This window comes from Klebsiella sp. BDA134-6, assembly GCF_015601345.1.
GTDB classification, from domain to species: Bacteria; Pseudomonadota; Gammaproteobacteria; order Enterobacterales; family Enterobacteriaceae; genus Klebsiella; species Klebsiella grimontii.
The window spans coordinates 860525-875455 of record NZ_CP064784.1; the positions used below are offsets into that span (position 1 = coordinate 860525).

At 53.1% G+C, this 14931-nt stretch carries 12 protein-coding genes; 10 read left to right on the plus strand and 2 right to left on the minus strand.

Translation table 11 applies throughout. From position 1 onward, the window contains the following. Positions 1-23 precede the first annotated feature (23 nt). From ileS to rihC, 5 genes are all read left to right on the plus strand, one after another. The gene (ileS, locus tag IYV58_RS04045) at positions 24-2840 is read left to right on the plus strand and encodes an isoleucine--tRNA ligase (RefSeq protein WP_195729438.1); all 2817 of its coding nucleotides are present in this window, start codon (positions 24-26) and stop codon (positions 2838-2840) included. Further along, positions 2840-3340 (plus strand): signal peptidase II, encoded by a 501-nt coding sequence (gene lspA, locus IYV58_RS04050; protein WP_004098485.1) that lies wholly within the window; start codon positions 2840-2842, stop codon positions 3338-3340. The genes ileS and lspA overlap by 1 nt, the downstream gene beginning before the upstream one ends. Positions 3341-3394: 54 nt before the next feature. Next, positions 3395-3844 carry an FKBP-type peptidyl-prolyl cis-trans isomerase gene (gene fkpB / locus IYV58_RS04055; RefSeq protein WP_004128778.1) on the plus strand — a complete coding sequence of 150 codons (450 nt, stop codon included), beginning with the start codon at positions 3395-3397 and terminating at the stop codon, positions 3842-3844. Position 3845: 1 nt separating this feature from the next. Next, positions 3846-4796, plus strand: coding sequence for a 4-hydroxy-3-methylbut-2-enyl diphosphate reductase (ispH, locus tag IYV58_RS04060; protein ID WP_004128779.1), 951 nt, complete (start codon positions 3846-3848; stop codon positions 4794-4796). A 65-nt stretch (positions 4797-4861) separates the two neighbouring features. Beyond that, positions 4862-5776, plus strand: coding sequence for a ribonucleoside hydrolase RihC (gene rihC, locus IYV58_RS04065; RefSeq protein ID WP_004098488.1), 915 nt, complete (start codon positions 4862-4864; stop codon positions 5774-5776). Between the two features lie 29 nt (positions 5777-5805). Here rihC and IYV58_RS04070 read toward each other — a convergent pair whose 3' ends face one another. Then, positions 5806-6744: a LysR family transcriptional regulator gene (locus tag IYV58_RS04070; protein WP_004128780.1), complete on the minus strand. Its 939-nt coding sequence runs from the start codon at positions 6742-6744 to the stop codon at positions 5806-5808. Between the two features lie 278 nt (positions 6745-7022). Here IYV58_RS04070 and IYV58_RS04075 point away from each other — a divergent pair, with 278 nt between their 5' ends. The 5 genes from IYV58_RS04075 (at position 7023) to IYV58_RS04095 (ending at position 13975) form a co-directional block, all read left to right on the plus strand. Beyond that, on the plus strand, positions 7023-8078 hold the full coding sequence (locus tag IYV58_RS04075; protein ID WP_004128782.1) for a 4-oxalomesaconate tautomerase: 1056 nt from the start codon (positions 7023-7025) through the stop codon (positions 8076-8078). A gap of 107 nt (positions 8079-8185) precedes the next feature. Further along, a complete protein-coding gene (locus IYV58_RS04080) occupies positions 8186-9619 on the plus strand; it encodes an anion permease (RefSeq protein WP_032742245.1) in 1434 nt (477 codons plus the stop codon). 179 nt (positions 9620-9798) lie between these two features. Further along, positions 9799-11058, plus strand: coding sequence for an SLC13 family permease (locus IYV58_RS04085; RefSeq protein ID WP_142481028.1), 1260 nt, complete (start codon positions 9799-9801; stop codon positions 11056-11058). A 77-nt stretch (positions 11059-11135) separates the two neighbouring features. Continuing rightward, the gene (locus IYV58_RS04090) at positions 11136-13427 is read left to right on the plus strand and encodes a hydratase (RefSeq protein WP_004128791.1); all 2292 of its coding nucleotides are present in this window, start codon (positions 11136-11138) and stop codon (positions 13425-13427) included. A 185-nt stretch (positions 13428-13612) separates the two neighbouring features. Beyond that, positions 13613-13975, plus strand: coding sequence for a DUF805 domain-containing protein (locus IYV58_RS04095; protein ID WP_087828609.1), 363 nt, complete (start codon positions 13613-13615; stop codon positions 13973-13975). On the opposite strand, the gene IYV58_RS04100 is transcribed toward IYV58_RS04095, so the two are convergent. Beyond that, positions 13908-14852: a LysR family transcriptional regulator gene (locus IYV58_RS04100; RefSeq protein WP_049123170.1), complete on the minus strand. Its 945-nt coding sequence runs from the start codon at positions 14850-14852 to the stop codon at positions 13908-13910. The genes IYV58_RS04095 and IYV58_RS04100 overlap by 68 nt on opposite strands. Between the last annotated feature and the right edge of the window lie 79 nt (positions 14853-14931).

Here is a 14931-nt window from a genome sequence, read left to right on the forward strand (position 1 = left end):
CGAAATACGGAACCGAGAATCTGATGAGTGACTATAAATCGACCCTGAATTTGCCGGAAACAGGGTTCCCGATGCGCGGCGACCTCGCCAAGCGTGAACCGGGAATGCTGGCGCGTTGGACCGATGATGACCTGTACGGCATCATTCGTGCAGCCAAAAAAGGCAAAAAAACCTTCATTCTGCATGATGGCCCTCCTTATGCGAATGGCAGCATTCATATTGGTCACTCGGTTAACAAGATTCTGAAAGACATTATCGTTAAGTCCAAAGGGCTGGCGGGCTATGACTCTCCGTACGTACCGGGCTGGGACTGTCATGGTCTGCCGATCGAGCTGAAAGTGGAGCAGGAGTACGGCAAGCCGGGCGAGAAATTCACCGCTGCCGAGTTCCGCGCCAAGTGCCGCGAATACGCCGCCACCCAGGTTGATGGACAGCGTAAAGACTTTATCCGTCTGGGCGTGCTCGGCGACTGGTCGCACCCGTACCTGACCATGGATTTCAAAACCGAAGCCAACATCATCCGCGCGCTGGGTAAAATCATCGGCAACGGCCACCTGCACAAAGGCGCTAAGCCGGTGCACTGGTGTGTAGACTGCCGCTCAGCGCTGGCGGAAGCGGAAGTTGAGTATTACGACAAAACCTCCCCGTCCATCGACGTGGCGTTCCACGCGACCGATAAAGCGGCGGTGCTGGCAAAATTCGGTGTGGCGGACGTCAACGGCCCGGTTTCTCTGGTTATCTGGACCACCACCCCGTGGACCCTGCCGGCGAACCGCGCCATCTCCCTCTCCCCGGCGTTTGACTATGCGCTGGTGCAGGTTGACGGTCAGGCGCTGATCCTGGCGAAAGACCTGGTCGAAAGCGTGATGAAGCGCGCCAGCATTGCTGATTACACCATCCTGGCGGTGGTGAACGGTGCCGAGCTGGAGCTGATGCGCTTTAAGCATCCGTTCCTCGATTTCGACGTCCCGGCGATCCTGGGCGATCACGTCACGCTGGACGCGGGTACCGGTGCGGTACATACCGCGCCAGGCCACGGCCCGGATGACTATGTCATCGGTCAAAAATATGGTCTGGAAGTCGCTAACCCGGTTGGCCCGGACGGCGCCTATCTGCCGGGAACTTACCCGACGCTGGACGGCGTAAACGTCTTCAAAGCCAACGAGGTTGTCGTTGCGCTGTTGTCAGAAAAAGGCGCGCTGCTGCACGTTGAAAAAATGCAGCACAGCTACCCGTGCTGCTGGCGCCACAAAACGCCAATCATCTTCCGCGCCACGCCGCAGTGGTTCGTGAGCATGGATCAAAAAGGCCTGCGCGCGCAGTCGCTTTCCGAAATCAAAGGCGTGCAGTGGATCCCGGACTGGGGCCAGGCGCGTATCGAATCGATGGTCGCCAACCGTCCTGACTGGTGTATCTCCCGTCAGCGCACCTGGGGCGTACCGATGTCGCTGTTCGTGCATAAAGAGACGCAAGAGCTGCACCCGCGTACGCTGGAGCTGATGGAAGAAGTCGCTAAACGCGTAGAAGTCGACGGCATCCAGGCGTGGTGGGATCTCGATTCCCGCGATATCCTCGGCGCCGACGCGGATAGCTACGAGAAGGTGCCGGATACGCTGGACGTGTGGTTTGACTCCGGGTCGACCCACTCCTCCGTTGTTGACGTGCGTCCGGAATTTACCGGTCACGCCGCCGATATGTATCTGGAAGGTTCCGACCAGCACCGCGGCTGGTTCATGTCATCCCTGATGATCTCTACCGCGATGAAGGGCAAAGCGCCTTATCGCCAGGTACTGACCCACGGCTTTACCGTTGATGGTCAGGGCCGCAAGATGTCCAAATCCATCGGCAACACCGTTTCTCCGCAGGACGTGATGAACAAGCTGGGGGCGGATATTCTGCGCCTGTGGGTGGCTTCCACCGACTACACCGGCGAGATGGCCGTCTCCGACGAGATCCTCAAACGCGCCGCCGACAGCTATCGTCGTATCCGTAACACCGCGCGCTTCCTGCTGGCGAACCTCAACGGCTTCGACCCGGCAAAAGACATGGTGAAACCGGAAGAGATGGTCGTGCTGGACCGCTGGGCCGTAGGCTGTGCGCAAGCAGCGCAGGACGATATCGTCAAAGCCTACGAATCTTACGATTTCCACGAAGTGGTGCAGCGCCTGATGCGCTTCTGCTCCATCGAAATGGGTTCGTTCTGGCTCGATATCATTAAAGATCGCCAGTACACCACCAAGGCGGACAGCATCGCGCGTCGTAGCTGCCAGACCGCGCTGTACCATATTGCCGAAGCGCTGGTGCGCTGGATGGCGCCGATCATGTCCTTTACCGCTGACGAAATCTGGGGTTACCTGCCGGGCGACCGCGAGAAATACGTCTTTACCGGCGAATGGTATACCGGCCTGTTTGGCCTGGACGCGGACGAAGCGATGAACGACGGCTTCTGGGACGCGCTGCTGAAGGTGCGTGGCGAAGTCAATAAGGTCATTGAGCAGGCGCGTACGGATAAGCAGGTTGGCGGCTCGCTGGAGGCGGCAGTGACGCTCTACGCCGATGCCGATCTGGCGGCGAAGCTGAACGCGCTGGGCGATGAATTACGATTTGTCCTGTTGACCTCAGGGGCGAAAGTTGCCGATTATGCGCAGGCTCCGGCCGACGCCTGGCAGAGTGAGCTGCTGAAAGGCCTGAAAGTCGTGCTGAGCAAAGCCGAAGGTGACAAGTGCCCGCGCTGCTGGCATTACACCACGGATATCGGCAAGGTGGCGGAACACGCGGATATCTGCGGACGCTGTGTCAGCAACATCGCCGGTGACGGCGAAAAACGTAAGTTTGCCTGATGAGTAAACCGATTTGTTCAACGGGGCTACGCTGGCTGTGGGTCGTCGTAGCCGTGCTGATTATCGATTTAGGCAGTAAATTCCTGATCCTCCAGAACTTTGCTCTGGGGGATACGGTATCGCTGTTCCCATCGCTTAATCTGCACTATGCGCGCAACTATGGCGCGGCTTTTAGCTTCCTTGCCGACAGCGGCGGCTGGCAGCGCTGGTTCTTCGCCGGTATCGCTATCGGTATCTGCGTGATCCTCGCGGTGCTGATGTATCGTTCTAAGGCGACGCAGAAGCTGAATAACATTGCCTATGCGCTGATTATTGGCGGCGCGCTGGGGAATTTATTCGACAGGCTGTGGCATGGTTTTGTCGTCGATATGATCGATTTCTACGTCGGGAACTGGCACTTCGCCACCTTCAACCTCGCCGATACCGCTATCTGTATCGGCGCGGCGCTGATCGTGCTGGAAGGCTTCTTACCGAACGCGGCTGCGAAGAAACAGGCGTAACAAAACTCGCCCGGCGGCGCCACCGCCGCCGGGTAAAACAAGTGAGCAACCTGCATGTCTAAATCAGTACAGAGCAACAGTGCGGTGCTGGTGCACTTCACCTTAAAGCTCGACGACGGCTCCACCGCAGAGTCAACCCGCAATAACGGTAAACCCGCGCTCTTTCGCCTGGGCGATACCTCGCTTTCTGAAGGCCTGGAACAGCATCTGCTGGGGCTGAAAGAAGGGGATAAAACCACCTTTTCGCTGGAGCCGGACGCTGCATTTGGCGTACCGAGCCCGGACCTGATCCAATACTTCTCGCGCCGGGAATTTATCGACGCGGGCGAGCCGGAAGTCGGCGCGATTATGCTCTTTACAGCAATGGATGGCAGCGAAATGCCCGGCGTGATCCGCGAAGTGAACGGCGATTCGATCACCGTTGATTTCAACCACCCGCTGGCTGGGCGTACCGTTCATTTTGATGTTGACGTGCTGGAGATCGATCCGGCGCTGGAGGGGTAAGATGCAGATTCTGTTGGCTAACCCGCGCGGCTTCTGCGCAGGCGTTGACCGCGCTATCAGCATTGTTGAAAACGCGCTGACGCTATACGGCGCGCCGATCTACGTGCGTCATGAAGTCGTGCACAACCGTTATGTTGTCGACAGCCTGCGTCAACGCGGTGCGATTTTTATCGAGCAGATTAGCGAAGTGCCGGACGGCGCAATCCTGATCTTCTCCGCCCACGGCGTCTCTCAGGCCGTTCGCAACGAGGCGAAAAGCCGCGATCTGACGGTGTTTGACGCCACCTGTCCTCTGGTCACCAAAGTGCATATGGAAGTCGCCCGCGCCAGCCGTCGCGGCGAAGAATCCATTTTGATTGGCCACGCTGGTCACCCGGAAGTCGAAGGCACCATGGGCCAGTACAGCAACCCGCTGGGGGGAATGTACCTGGTGGAATCGCCGGACGATGTCTGGACGCTGGACGTGAAAAACGACGCTAAACTGTCGTTTATGACCCAGACGACGCTCTCCGTCGACGATACCTCCGACGTGATTGACGCTCTGCGCGAGCGTTTCCCGAAAATCGTCGGGCCGCGTAAAGATGATATCTGCTACGCCACGACTAACCGTCAGGAAGCCGTCCGCGCGCTGGCCGGGCAGGCCGATGTGGTGCTGGTGGTGGGGTCGAAGAACTCCTCGAACTCAAACCGCCTTGCCGAGCTGGCCCAGCGGATGGGAAAAGCGGCCTATCTGATTGACGACGCGACCGATATCCAGGAAGCCTGGGTGAAAGAAGCGGGCTGCGTCGGCGTGACCGCGGGCGCATCGGCGCCGGATATCCTGGTACAGAACGTGATTTCGCGTTTGCAGGAGCTGGGCGGTGGCGATGCGGTGCCGCTGGAAGGCCGCGAAGAGAACATTGTTTTCGAGGTGCCGAAAGAGCTGCGCGTAGATGTCCGTGAAGTAGAGTAAGTTCTTTTCAGCTGCAGTATGAGAAGATGCCAGACTTAACGTCTGGCATTTTTTATGGAGAAACGATGCGCTTACCTATCATTCTGGATACCGATCCCGGCATTGATGATGCCGCGGCGATTGCCGCCGCGCTATTCGCCCCCGAGCTTGATCTGCAGCTGATGACCACGGTAGCGGGCAACGTGTCGGTGGAGAAAACGACCCGCAACGCCCTTCAGCTTCTGCATTTCTGGAACGCCGATGTTCCCCTGGCCCAGGGCGCGTCGATGCCGCTGGTTCGCCCTCTGCGCGACGCCGCCTCGGTGCACGGCGAGTCCGGGATGGAAGGCTACGATTTCGTTGAACATCACCGCCAGCCGCTGGCGAAACCGGCGTTTCAGGCGATCCGCGACGCGCTGATGCACGCCCCGGAGCCGATGACCCTGGTGGCGATCGGCCCGCTAACCAATATTGCGCTACTGCTGACCCAGTACCCAGAATGCCGCTTTAATATCCGTCGCCTGGTGATCATGGGCGGCTCCGCCGGGCGCGGCAATTTTACGCCGAACGCGGAATTTAACATCGCCATCGACCCGGAAGCGGCGGCTAAAGTGTTCAACAGCGGGTTGGATATCGTCATGTGCGGGCTGGACGTCACTAATCAGGCGATGCTGGCGCCGGATTATCTCGCCACTCTGCCGACGTTGAATCAGACCGGGAAAATGCTGCACGCGCTGTTTAGCCACTACCGTAGCGGCAGCATGAGCAGCGGTCTGCGTATGCATGACCTGTGCGCGATTGCGTGGCTGGTTCGCCCGCAGCTTTTTACCCTTGCACCGTGCTTCGTGGCGGTAGAAACCCAGGGTACATGGACTTCAGGCACCACGGTGGTGGATATCGAAGGTAAACTTGGCCAACCGGCAAATGCGCAGGTGGCGCTGGGGCTGGATGTCGAAGGATTTCAGCGCTGGGCGGCCGAGGTGATTGCGTTGGCGCCCTAGCCCGGTAATAAAGCGGCCGGGCATGGTGCTCAGGTGTTTTGAATGGGGTCGACGACGTTGCGCCATAACGTGCCCGCTTCATCGGTCCACATCAGCAGTAGTAGCGACGCTAATCGTTCTGCCGCCGCGGAAAGGGGCCGGTTCTTTACGCGGATCATACCAAGCGTGCGCCGGATCACCGGCTCGACAAGCGGAACGCTCACGACGGTGCTGTTGCCGCTATGGGGCATCGCCAGACAGGGGAGCGCTGAGACGCCCAGCCCGGCTTCGACAAGACCGAGCGAGGTCGACAAGTGTCGGACTTCATAAAACCAATCCAGTCGCCAGGGCTTATCCGCCAGGCATTTCTCGATTAACTGTCTGTTGCCGCTTGATTTCCTGACGCCGATTAAGGTTTGGCTCACCAGTTCACGCCACTCGACTAATTGTCTCCCCGCCAGCGGATGGTCTTGCCGACACGCCAGAACGAAAGGTTCATTCACCAGAGGGATAAAATCGATGTCTGGATATGTGATGAAGTTCATATTTATTCCAAAATCAACATCGCCTTTGCGTACTGAGTTCATGCACGTTTCTATACCTTGTTCATAAATTCGTACTTTGATGTTGGGATAGCTTTGATTAAATTGCACGATAGCACGCGGTAAAAAGTAAAATACGGCGGTCGGAATGCAAGATAGCGTCACCGTATCATGTATTTGAGACGTTAAATCGTTGAGGTTAAATATTGCCGCATCAAGGCTGGCAATCAACGCTTTGGCCTTTGGGAGAAGCATTTTTCCGGCCTGAGTAAGCGCAATTTTTCGCGTGGTTCGTTCGAACAACGCAATGTTCAGATTACCCTCTATTTTTTTTATTTTTTTGGTCAGCGCGGGTTGCGTGAGATTGAGCTGCTCGGCTGCTTTACTAAATGAGCCAAGCTCCGCAACCGTGACAAAGGCTTTCATACCGGATAGTTCATTTTTCATTATTGCTCCGTAGGGTTTAATAAGCGTTTCTCTAAGTAGATGACAAGTCATTATTAAGCGGGAGTATTTTTTAATTAATGCTCAGCAGGAATAACTCTTATGGCAAAATTTTATCAACCGGTGGAATTCTTGCAAGTAGAATGAATTTGTAAAATGCCTGAGGTGATTGTTTTGGCCGTTAATTAAGTAAATAAAAATCTTAAAAAACATAAAACCAATTAAATTCACGAAGCCGTTTTACACCATTCTTCTATTTCTTAGCGAATAAGGAACATGCTATGAAGAGCATTCCCTGTGTATTAATGCGTGGCGGGACATCGAAAGGTGCCTTTTTATTAGCAGATGATTTACCCAAGGATATTCAGCAACGTGATGACTGCTTATTAGCGATCATGGGCTCGGGTCATGAGCTGGAAATTGACGGCATTGGCGGAGGGAGCCCACAAACCAGTAAGGTGGCGATTATCAGTCAATCGCTTAGCGAAGAAGCGGATATCGATTATCTGTTTGTTCAGGTCATCGTCAATGAACGGCGGGTGGATACGACGCCAAACTGCGGCAATATGCTGTGTGCGGTAGGCGGCTTTGCGATTGAGCATGGGTTAGTTGAGGCGGCGTCTCCGGTTACGCGAGTGCGTATAAGAAACGTGAACACCAATACTTTTATTGATGCTGACGTTCAAACACCTGAAGGAAAGGTTATCTATGAAGGGGATAGCCAAATCGATGGCGTTCCGGGCCGCGCTGCGCCGGTGGCATTGACTTTTTTGAATGCGGCGGGGGCAAAATCCGGACGCCTTTTTCCGACAGGTAATCGCATGGACGTATTCGATAATGTGCGAGTGACCTGTATTGATATGGCGATGCCCATGGTGGTGATCCCGGCTCAGAGTCTGGGCAAAACCGGATATGAATCTGCAAGTGAATTAGATCGGGATAGCGCGTTATTAAAATCGCTTGAATCTATTCGTATCCAGGCTGGCAAGGCGATGGGGTTTGGGGATGTAACTAATATGGTTATCCCTAAACCGGTTCTGATTTCTCCTGCGCTAAGTGGCGGAAGTATAAACGTACGCTATTTTATGCCGCATAATTGCCATAAATCGCTGGCGATTACCGGTGCTATCGGTCTGGCAAGCGCATGTATTATTCCGGAAACCATTGCTAATGAACTGACGAATCTATCAGGCGACGGAATCATTAAAGTCGAACATCCCAGCGGCGGTATTGAAGTCGACTTAAGTCAGACTGCTGAACGCCCAGAAAATATCCGCGCATCGGTTATTCGCACCGCGCGGAAGATCCTTTCAGGAACGGTTTACATTCCCGAATAAATACCCACTCTCTTAGTATCTATAAAAATACCCGGAATCGGGGAGGGGAGTGATGTGAATACGTTTCACCAGCATCCTTAAATATTGATTACAGGGAAAGAATGGAAATGCAAAAGAATAAATTATGGAAGCTGCTTGTTATAATAGCAATACCGTTACTCATCAGTTTATTCCCAGCGCCAGAAGGGTTATCAAAACTTGCCTGGGTATTATCCGGTATCTATCTGGCAGCGATCGTCGGGTTAGTCATTAAACCCTTTGCTGAGCCCGTGGTCCTCCTGATCGCGGTAGCCGCATCAATGGTGGTCGTGGGAAATTTAGGCGACGGTTCGATAAAAGCGGCCAGCGTGTTAAGCGGATATTCATCAGGTACCACCTGGTTGGTGTTTTCTGCATTTACTCTGAGCGCGGCATTTGTCATTACCGGATTGGGTAAAAGAATTGCGTATATTCTGATCGGCAAAATTGGTAGTACGACGTTGGGCCTGGGCTATGTTACCGCTTTTCTTGACCTGATTCTGGCGCCCGCCACGCCGTCGAATACGGCCCGTGCCGGCGGCATCGTCTTACCCATAATCAATAGTGTCGCCGTCGCCTTAGGGTCAGAGCCGGAGAGGAGCGCGAAGCGCGTGGGCCATTACCTCATGCTGAACATCTATATGGTCACTAAAACGACCAGCTACATGTTCTTCACCGCTATGGCCGGGAATATCCTTGCGCTGAAAATGATCGAAGATATTTGCCACATAAAATTGAGCTGGGGAGGATGGGCGCTGGCCGCTGGACTACCTGGCATCATTATGTTGCTGCTGACGCCGCTGATTACCTACAAGCTATATCCGCCAGAATTAAAGCGAGTTGATAATAAAAAGATCGCTCAGACAGGCATAGACGCTTTGGGGCCCATGACGGTGCGGGAAAAGATGCTGTCTTGCCTCTTTGTTCTTGCGCTCGGCGGTTGGGTATTCAGCAGCGCCCTGGGGGTCAATGAGTCTACTGTTGCAATCTGTGTAATGGCGCTGATGCTGGTATTGAAAATCGTGACCTGGGATGACGTGATTAAGAATAAGGGGGGGTGGAATACGCTCATATGGTACGGTGGTATTATTGGTTTAAGTTCCCTGCTCTCTAAAGTTGGCTTTTTCTTATGGCTGGCTGAATTATTAAAAAATAATATTTCATTTAACGGTCATGGTAATGTTGCTTTCATCGTTATTGTTGCCTTAAGCATTTTAGTTCGTTACTTCTTTGCGTCGGGTAGCGCTTATATTGTCGCCATGGTACCGGTCTTTGCCATGCTGGCGAATGTTTCTGGCGCGCCGGTCATGCTAACCGCGCTGGCCTTACTCTTCAGCAACTCTTATGGTGGCATGGTAACCCACTACGGCGGGGCTGCAGGGCCAGTTATTTTTGGCGTTGGCTATAATGATATTAAATCATGGTGGATTATCGGTGGAATATTAGCGTTACTTACTTTCCTCCTGCAAATCACGCTAGGGGTATGGTGGTGGGAAATATTAATCGCCTGGAAGGTAATTTAAACTATTCTTGAGAAAATGATGGATTACCTGGGCATCGCAGGATGCCCATGGGCAAGATTTATTATTCAGAGCGGCATGGAGCTTTTCTGTTGTTTTATTTGAGCGTTTAAGTGTGGGTGAAGTTACCTGATTTTAAATATGATTATATGGCCTTTGATAAGGTGAGGTGTGATATATTTATGTCTCCAGTTACGATTACATTGTCGCTATTGGTTTTTTCTGTAGTAATGTTTGTGTGGGAAAAAATCCCTTTGGCTGTAACGGCCATGATTGTTTGTATTACCTTGGTGGTTACCGGCGTTTTTGATGTGCAAACGGCATTTTCCGGTTTTATTAATCAAAATGTCATTTTGTTTGTGGCAATGTTTGTGGTTGGCGGAGCCTTATTTGAAACCGGCGTAACGGATAAGATTGGCGGTATTGTGACGCGTTATGCGCGGAGCGAAAAGCAGCTCATTGTCATCATTATGTTAGTCTGTGGGATCCTTTCCGGAGTATTGTCCAATACCGGCACGGCGGCGGTTTTAATTCCTGTGGTGATAGGCGCAGCGATAAAATCAGGGTACGCCCGCTCTCGACTGCTTATGCCACTGGCGTGTGCCTCTGCGTTGGGCGGAAATCTTTCGCTGATCGGTTCACCCGGCAACCTGATCGCGCAATCGGCGCTGGAACAGGTTGGCCAAAGTTTTAGCTTTTTTGAATATGCTAAGTTAGGTATTCCCATGTTAGCCTGCGGTATTCTCTATTTTGTGACTATCGGCTACCGGATATTACCCGACAAAAATACGCTCCAGAAGCACGGCGTTGAAAGCATCAGGACGGTCGATTGCCCGACGTACAAGCAGGTGATTGCGCTGGCGGTATTGATCGCGACGGTATTGGGCATGATCTTCGAAAAGAGCATTGGTATACCGATTGCGATTATTGGTTCGATTGGTGCTTTATCGTTGGTTATTACCCGGGTGATTACTGAAAAACAGGCCTACCAGGCCATCGACTCGCAAACGATTTTCCTGTTCGGCGGCACTCTGGCATTAGCAAAGGCGCTGGAAACCACCGGTGCTGGGGCGATCATGGCGCGCTCAATAATAGATTTGCTCGGGGACCAGGCCTCGCCTTTCTTACTTTTAAGCGCCGTATTAATCATCTCCTGTATTTTAACCAATTTTATGTCGAATACGGCAACGGCGGCTTTATTAATGCCGATTGGCCTGTCTATTGCCCATTCGATGGGCGCCGATCCTCGGGCGGTGTTAATGGCGATTGTTATCGGCTGTTCATGCGCTTATGCGACGCCAGTGGGAACGCCTGCCAATATGATGATTTTTTCCGCCGGCGGATATAAGTTTGTCGACTATGTAAAAGTTGGCTTGCCGCTTATGTTGATATCGGCAATTGTGAGCTTTATCTTGCTGCCCATTTTCTTTCCATTTTATTAATTGCGGTCAGCGATTTTTTAAAATAAGTAGGGCTAATCGTTCAGGCGTGATTTTTTCTACATCTAAGGATATATGTCATGATTAAATTATATGACCATGGAGTCTATATCTCGCATCAGCATGGTATTATTTGTGCTGATAATCACTCAGCCGCGGTAGAGGAGAAGGAGGAGGCGCGCAAGAGAACGATCTCGTGGTCGATTCTCTCCGCACATAATACGTCAGGGAATGATCGTAAGTTAAAAATTAAGTTTGATTCGATGGCTTCCCACGATATTACTTTTGTGGGCATCATCCAGACCGCTAAGGCATCAGGAATGGAGCGTTTTCCATTACCATATGTTTTAACGAATTGTCATAACTCGCTTTGCGCAGTCGGCGGCACGATCAATAGCGATGACCATATATTTGGTTTGTCATCAGCGCAAAAATATGGCGGCATTTATGTCCCGCCCCATATTTCCGTTATTCATCAATATATGCGTGAGATGATGGCCGGCGGCGGGAAAATGATACTGGGCTCAGACAGTCATACCCGGTATGGCGCGCTGGGAACGATGGCGGTTGGCGAGGGGGGCGGAGAGTTAGTTAAACAGCTGCTGGGTGAGACCTGGGATATTGATTATCCAGAGGTGGTTGCGGTGTATCTGACGGGTAAACCTTCGCCCGGCGTTGGCCCTCAGGATATTGCCCTGGCGATAATTGGCGCGGTGTTCGAGCGCGGTTACGTGAAAAATAAAATTATGGAATTTGTTGGCCCGGGCGTGGCGACGATGTCTACCGACTTCAGAAATAGCGTGGATGTGATGACAACAGAGACCACGTGTCTATCGTCTATCTGGCAAACCGATGAAGAGACCAAACACTACTTACGTATTCATGGCAGGGAGCAGGACTATTGTCCGCTCTCAGCGAAAGAGATGGCATACTATGATGGCTGCATAGAGGTGGACTTAAGTAGTATCAAGCCGATGATCGCCTTGCCCTTTCATCCCGCCAACGTCTACGAAATTGATACGCTTAATGACAATTTGCAGGATATTTTGCATGAGGTCGAAACGGCGGCCGATAAAATTTCCCAGGGACGCGCAGCGCTCACCCTGCGGGATAAAATCGAAAATGGTAAGCTGCGGATTCAGCAAGGGATCATCGCCGGTTGCGCCGGCGGAAACTATGTTAACGTGGTCGAAGCGGCGCATGCCTTAAAAAACCACTCCTGTGGTGACAACGCTTTCTCTCTGTCGATATATCCCTCCTCCCAACCGGTATTGATGGACCTGACTAAAAAAGGCATGACCAGCGCGCTGTTGAGCGCCGGCGCGATTATGCGCACCGCATTTTGTGGACCCTGTTTTGGCGCAGGCGATACGCCCATGCATAACGGATTAAGCATTCGCCACACGACGCGTAATTTTCCAAACCGGGAAGGATCAAAACCGGGGAATGGGCAAATGTCGGCTGTCGCGCTGATGGATGCCCGCTCCATTGCGGCGACGGCAGCCAATGGGGGCGTGCTGACATCGGCTTGCGAACTCGATTGCTGGGAAAACATTCCGCAGTATGAATTTGATGCTTCGCCTTATAAAAATCGCGTTTATCAAGGCTTTATTAAGGGGGCGACGCAACAATCGCTGATTTATGGTCCGAATATTAAAGACTGGCCGGAGATGAGTGCGCTAACGGAAAATATTCTGTTAAACGTGACCTCAAAGATAATGGATCCGGTGACCACCACCGATGAACTAATTCCATCCGGAGAAACCTCATCATTCCGCTCCAATCCTTTAGGGCTGGCCGAGTTTACCCTTTCACGACGCGATCCGGGCTACGTTGGCCGCAGTAAGAAGATTGCCGCTCTGGAAACACTGCGGATGACAGGCGACAACCCTTGCCGTCTGGAGCCGGAGCTTGAGGCGGTTTTTTCTCGGATCCGGCAACTGCCGGGACAGGAAAATGTCACCCTCGAGCAGACGGAGATAGGCAGTATGGTGTATGCGGTTAAACCCGGCGATGGCTCCGCGCGCGAGCAGGCTGCCAGCTGCCAGCGAGTCCTTGGCGGCCTGGCGAATATTGCCCAGCAGTATGCGACCAAGCGCTATCGTTCAAACGTTATCAACTGGGGGATGCTGCCGCTGCAGATGGAGGCGCTGCCGGAGTTTGAAGTGGGCGACTTTATCTATATCCCGGGAATCAAGTCAGCTTTGGAAAGCGATCTGAGCCAGATTACCGCCTTCGTGATTAGCCCTCAGCATCCCGTCAAAGAGATCTCGCTTTATATGGAGGGATTAACCGCATCAGAGCGGGAGATTATTAAAGCGGGGAGCTTAATTAATTATAATAAATTACACTTAACAACCCACCAACATTAAATGATATTCATCGTCAAGATGAATAAGCGGGGATGATATATCATCCCCGTTTTATTTATAGTCGAGATAAAATAACTCACGTTCAAAATTCTTGCTGCTTTACGCTATCGCACGATGGGTTATTCTGGCGTAATCTCTCCGGTACGCAGCCAATACTGGATTGGGCTATGAACAGGGAGAGAAAAATGACGAATGGACAAGCGTATTTTAACGGATGGAAAAAGGGCCTCGATTTTAGCGGAGTGGCCAGCAGGCAGGAGTTTTGGTCTTTTTTGCTCATCAACCTGTTGATTCTTGCCTTGCCGCTGGCGACCTGGTTTTTGGCGGTGCAGCATAACTCTGAGTACGGCGTGTTCATTTTTTTCGCTGTGCCGCTCAGCGGTATTCTGTTACTGCTGATGATTGTCCCGCTGCTGGCCGTTGGCTGCCGCAGGATGCACGATATCGGTCGTTCAGGATGGTGGTTCGCCCTGTGCCTTATTATTCCATGGTTTTTGATCGTCGCACTATGGCTGTGCTGCCTGAAGCCGGCTGCATCTTCTCGCTAAGATAATCAATCATCGCCCGCATTCTGGCGGGCATATGCTTATTGCCCGACCACAGTAGCCACAGCTGGCCGGAATAGCTGCTGATAAACTCCCACTCCGGTAAAACCTGCACAATCTCGCCGCGCGCCAGCGCCTCACGGGCGGTAAACAGCGGCAGGCTACCGATCCCCAGATTCTGCTTCACGGCATCGAGGCGTACGGCGGTGTGGTTGGCGGCGTAGCGGCCGTGGGTCTGGATCGTCTCCGTTTTCCCCCCTCGGCGGAACTTCCAGCGCGCATCGGCGGGCGTTTCGCCAAGGCTGATACAGCTATGATCGCGCAGGTCCTGCGGCGTTCGCGGCTTTCCATATTGCTCCAGGTAGCCGGGCGTCGCGCAGATGACGTGGCTGATGGTCATCAAAGGCTTACCGTGTAGCCCCGGTGAGGGAGTAGGGGTGATACGCAGCGCCAGGTCAATACCGTCATCAATAAAATCGAGAACCCGATCCTCGAGCCGCAGACAGACGTCGACCTGTGGATAGCGGGTAAAAAATTCCAGCATGAGCGGGTGAATGGCAAACCGGCCCACGGCTTTCGGCACGCTTAGCGTGAGCTTGCCCTGCGCCACCGCCTGGGTACTGCTGGCGGAATCGATAGCCAGACGCGCCGACTCCAGCATCTCCAGCGCATGTTCATACACCGTCTTACCGGGCTCGCTGAGGCGTAGCTTGCGCGTTGTACGGTGCAGCAGCTTGCAGCCCATCTCCTGTTCAAGGCGCGAAACGCTGCGGCTGATAGCTGAAGGCGTCGCGCCCGCCTGGCGCGCGACGGCGGAAAAGCTGCCCTGTTCGACAATCTGCACAAACAGGGCGAGGTCGGGCAGTAGGCTCAGATTCATTCGTGCTTCCAGAGCAAAATTGCATTGATGTCAGGCGGGATTATCGCCACCAGTAATATCAATATACTGTCCTGACAGA

What these genes read in the sequence shown, in the direction of transcription:
- ispH (WP_004128779.1), top strand. Translation starts at nt 3,846, where the DNA reads ATGCAGATTCTGTTGGCTAACCCGCGCGGCTTCTGCGCAGGCGTTGAC.
- rihC (WP_004098488.1), top strand. Translation starts at nt 4,862, where the DNA reads ATGCGCTTACCTATCATTCTGGATACCGATCCCGGCATTGATGATGCC.
- IYV58_RS04090 (WP_004128791.1), top strand. Translation starts at nt 11,136, where the DNA reads ATGATTAAATTATATGACCATGGAGTCTATATCTCGCATCAGCATGGT.
- IYV58_RS04085 (WP_142481028.1), top strand. Translation starts at nt 9,799, where the DNA reads ATGTCTCCAGTTACGATTACATTGTCGCTATTGGTTTTTTCTGTAGTA.
- IYV58_RS04095 (WP_087828609.1), top strand. Translation starts at nt 13,613, where the DNA reads ATGACGAATGGACAAGCGTATTTTAACGGATGGAAAAAGGGCCTCGAT.
- fkpB (WP_004128778.1), top strand. Translation starts at nt 3,395, where the DNA reads ATGTCTAAATCAGTACAGAGCAACAGTGCGGTGCTGGTGCACTTCACC.
- ileS (WP_195729438.1), top strand. Translation starts at nt 24, where the DNA reads ATGAGTGACTATAAATCGACCCTGAATTTGCCGGAAACAGGGTTCCCG.
- IYV58_RS04070 (WP_004128780.1), bottom strand. Translation starts at nt 6,744, where the DNA reads ATGAAAAATGAACTATCCGGTATGAAAGCCTTTGTCACGGTTGCGGAG.
- IYV58_RS04100 (WP_049123170.1), bottom strand. Translation starts at nt 14,852, where the DNA reads ATGAATCTGAGCCTACTGCCCGACCTCGCCCTGTTTGTGCAGATTGTC.
- lspA (WP_004098485.1), top strand. Translation starts at nt 2,840, where the DNA reads ATGAGTAAACCGATTTGTTCAACGGGGCTACGCTGGCTGTGGGTCGTC.
- IYV58_RS04075 (WP_004128782.1), top strand. Translation starts at nt 7,023, where the DNA reads ATGAAGAGCATTCCCTGTGTATTAATGCGTGGCGGGACATCGAAAGGT.
- IYV58_RS04080 (WP_032742245.1), top strand. Translation starts at nt 8,186, where the DNA reads ATGCAAAAGAATAAATTATGGAAGCTGCTTGTTATAATAGCAATACCG.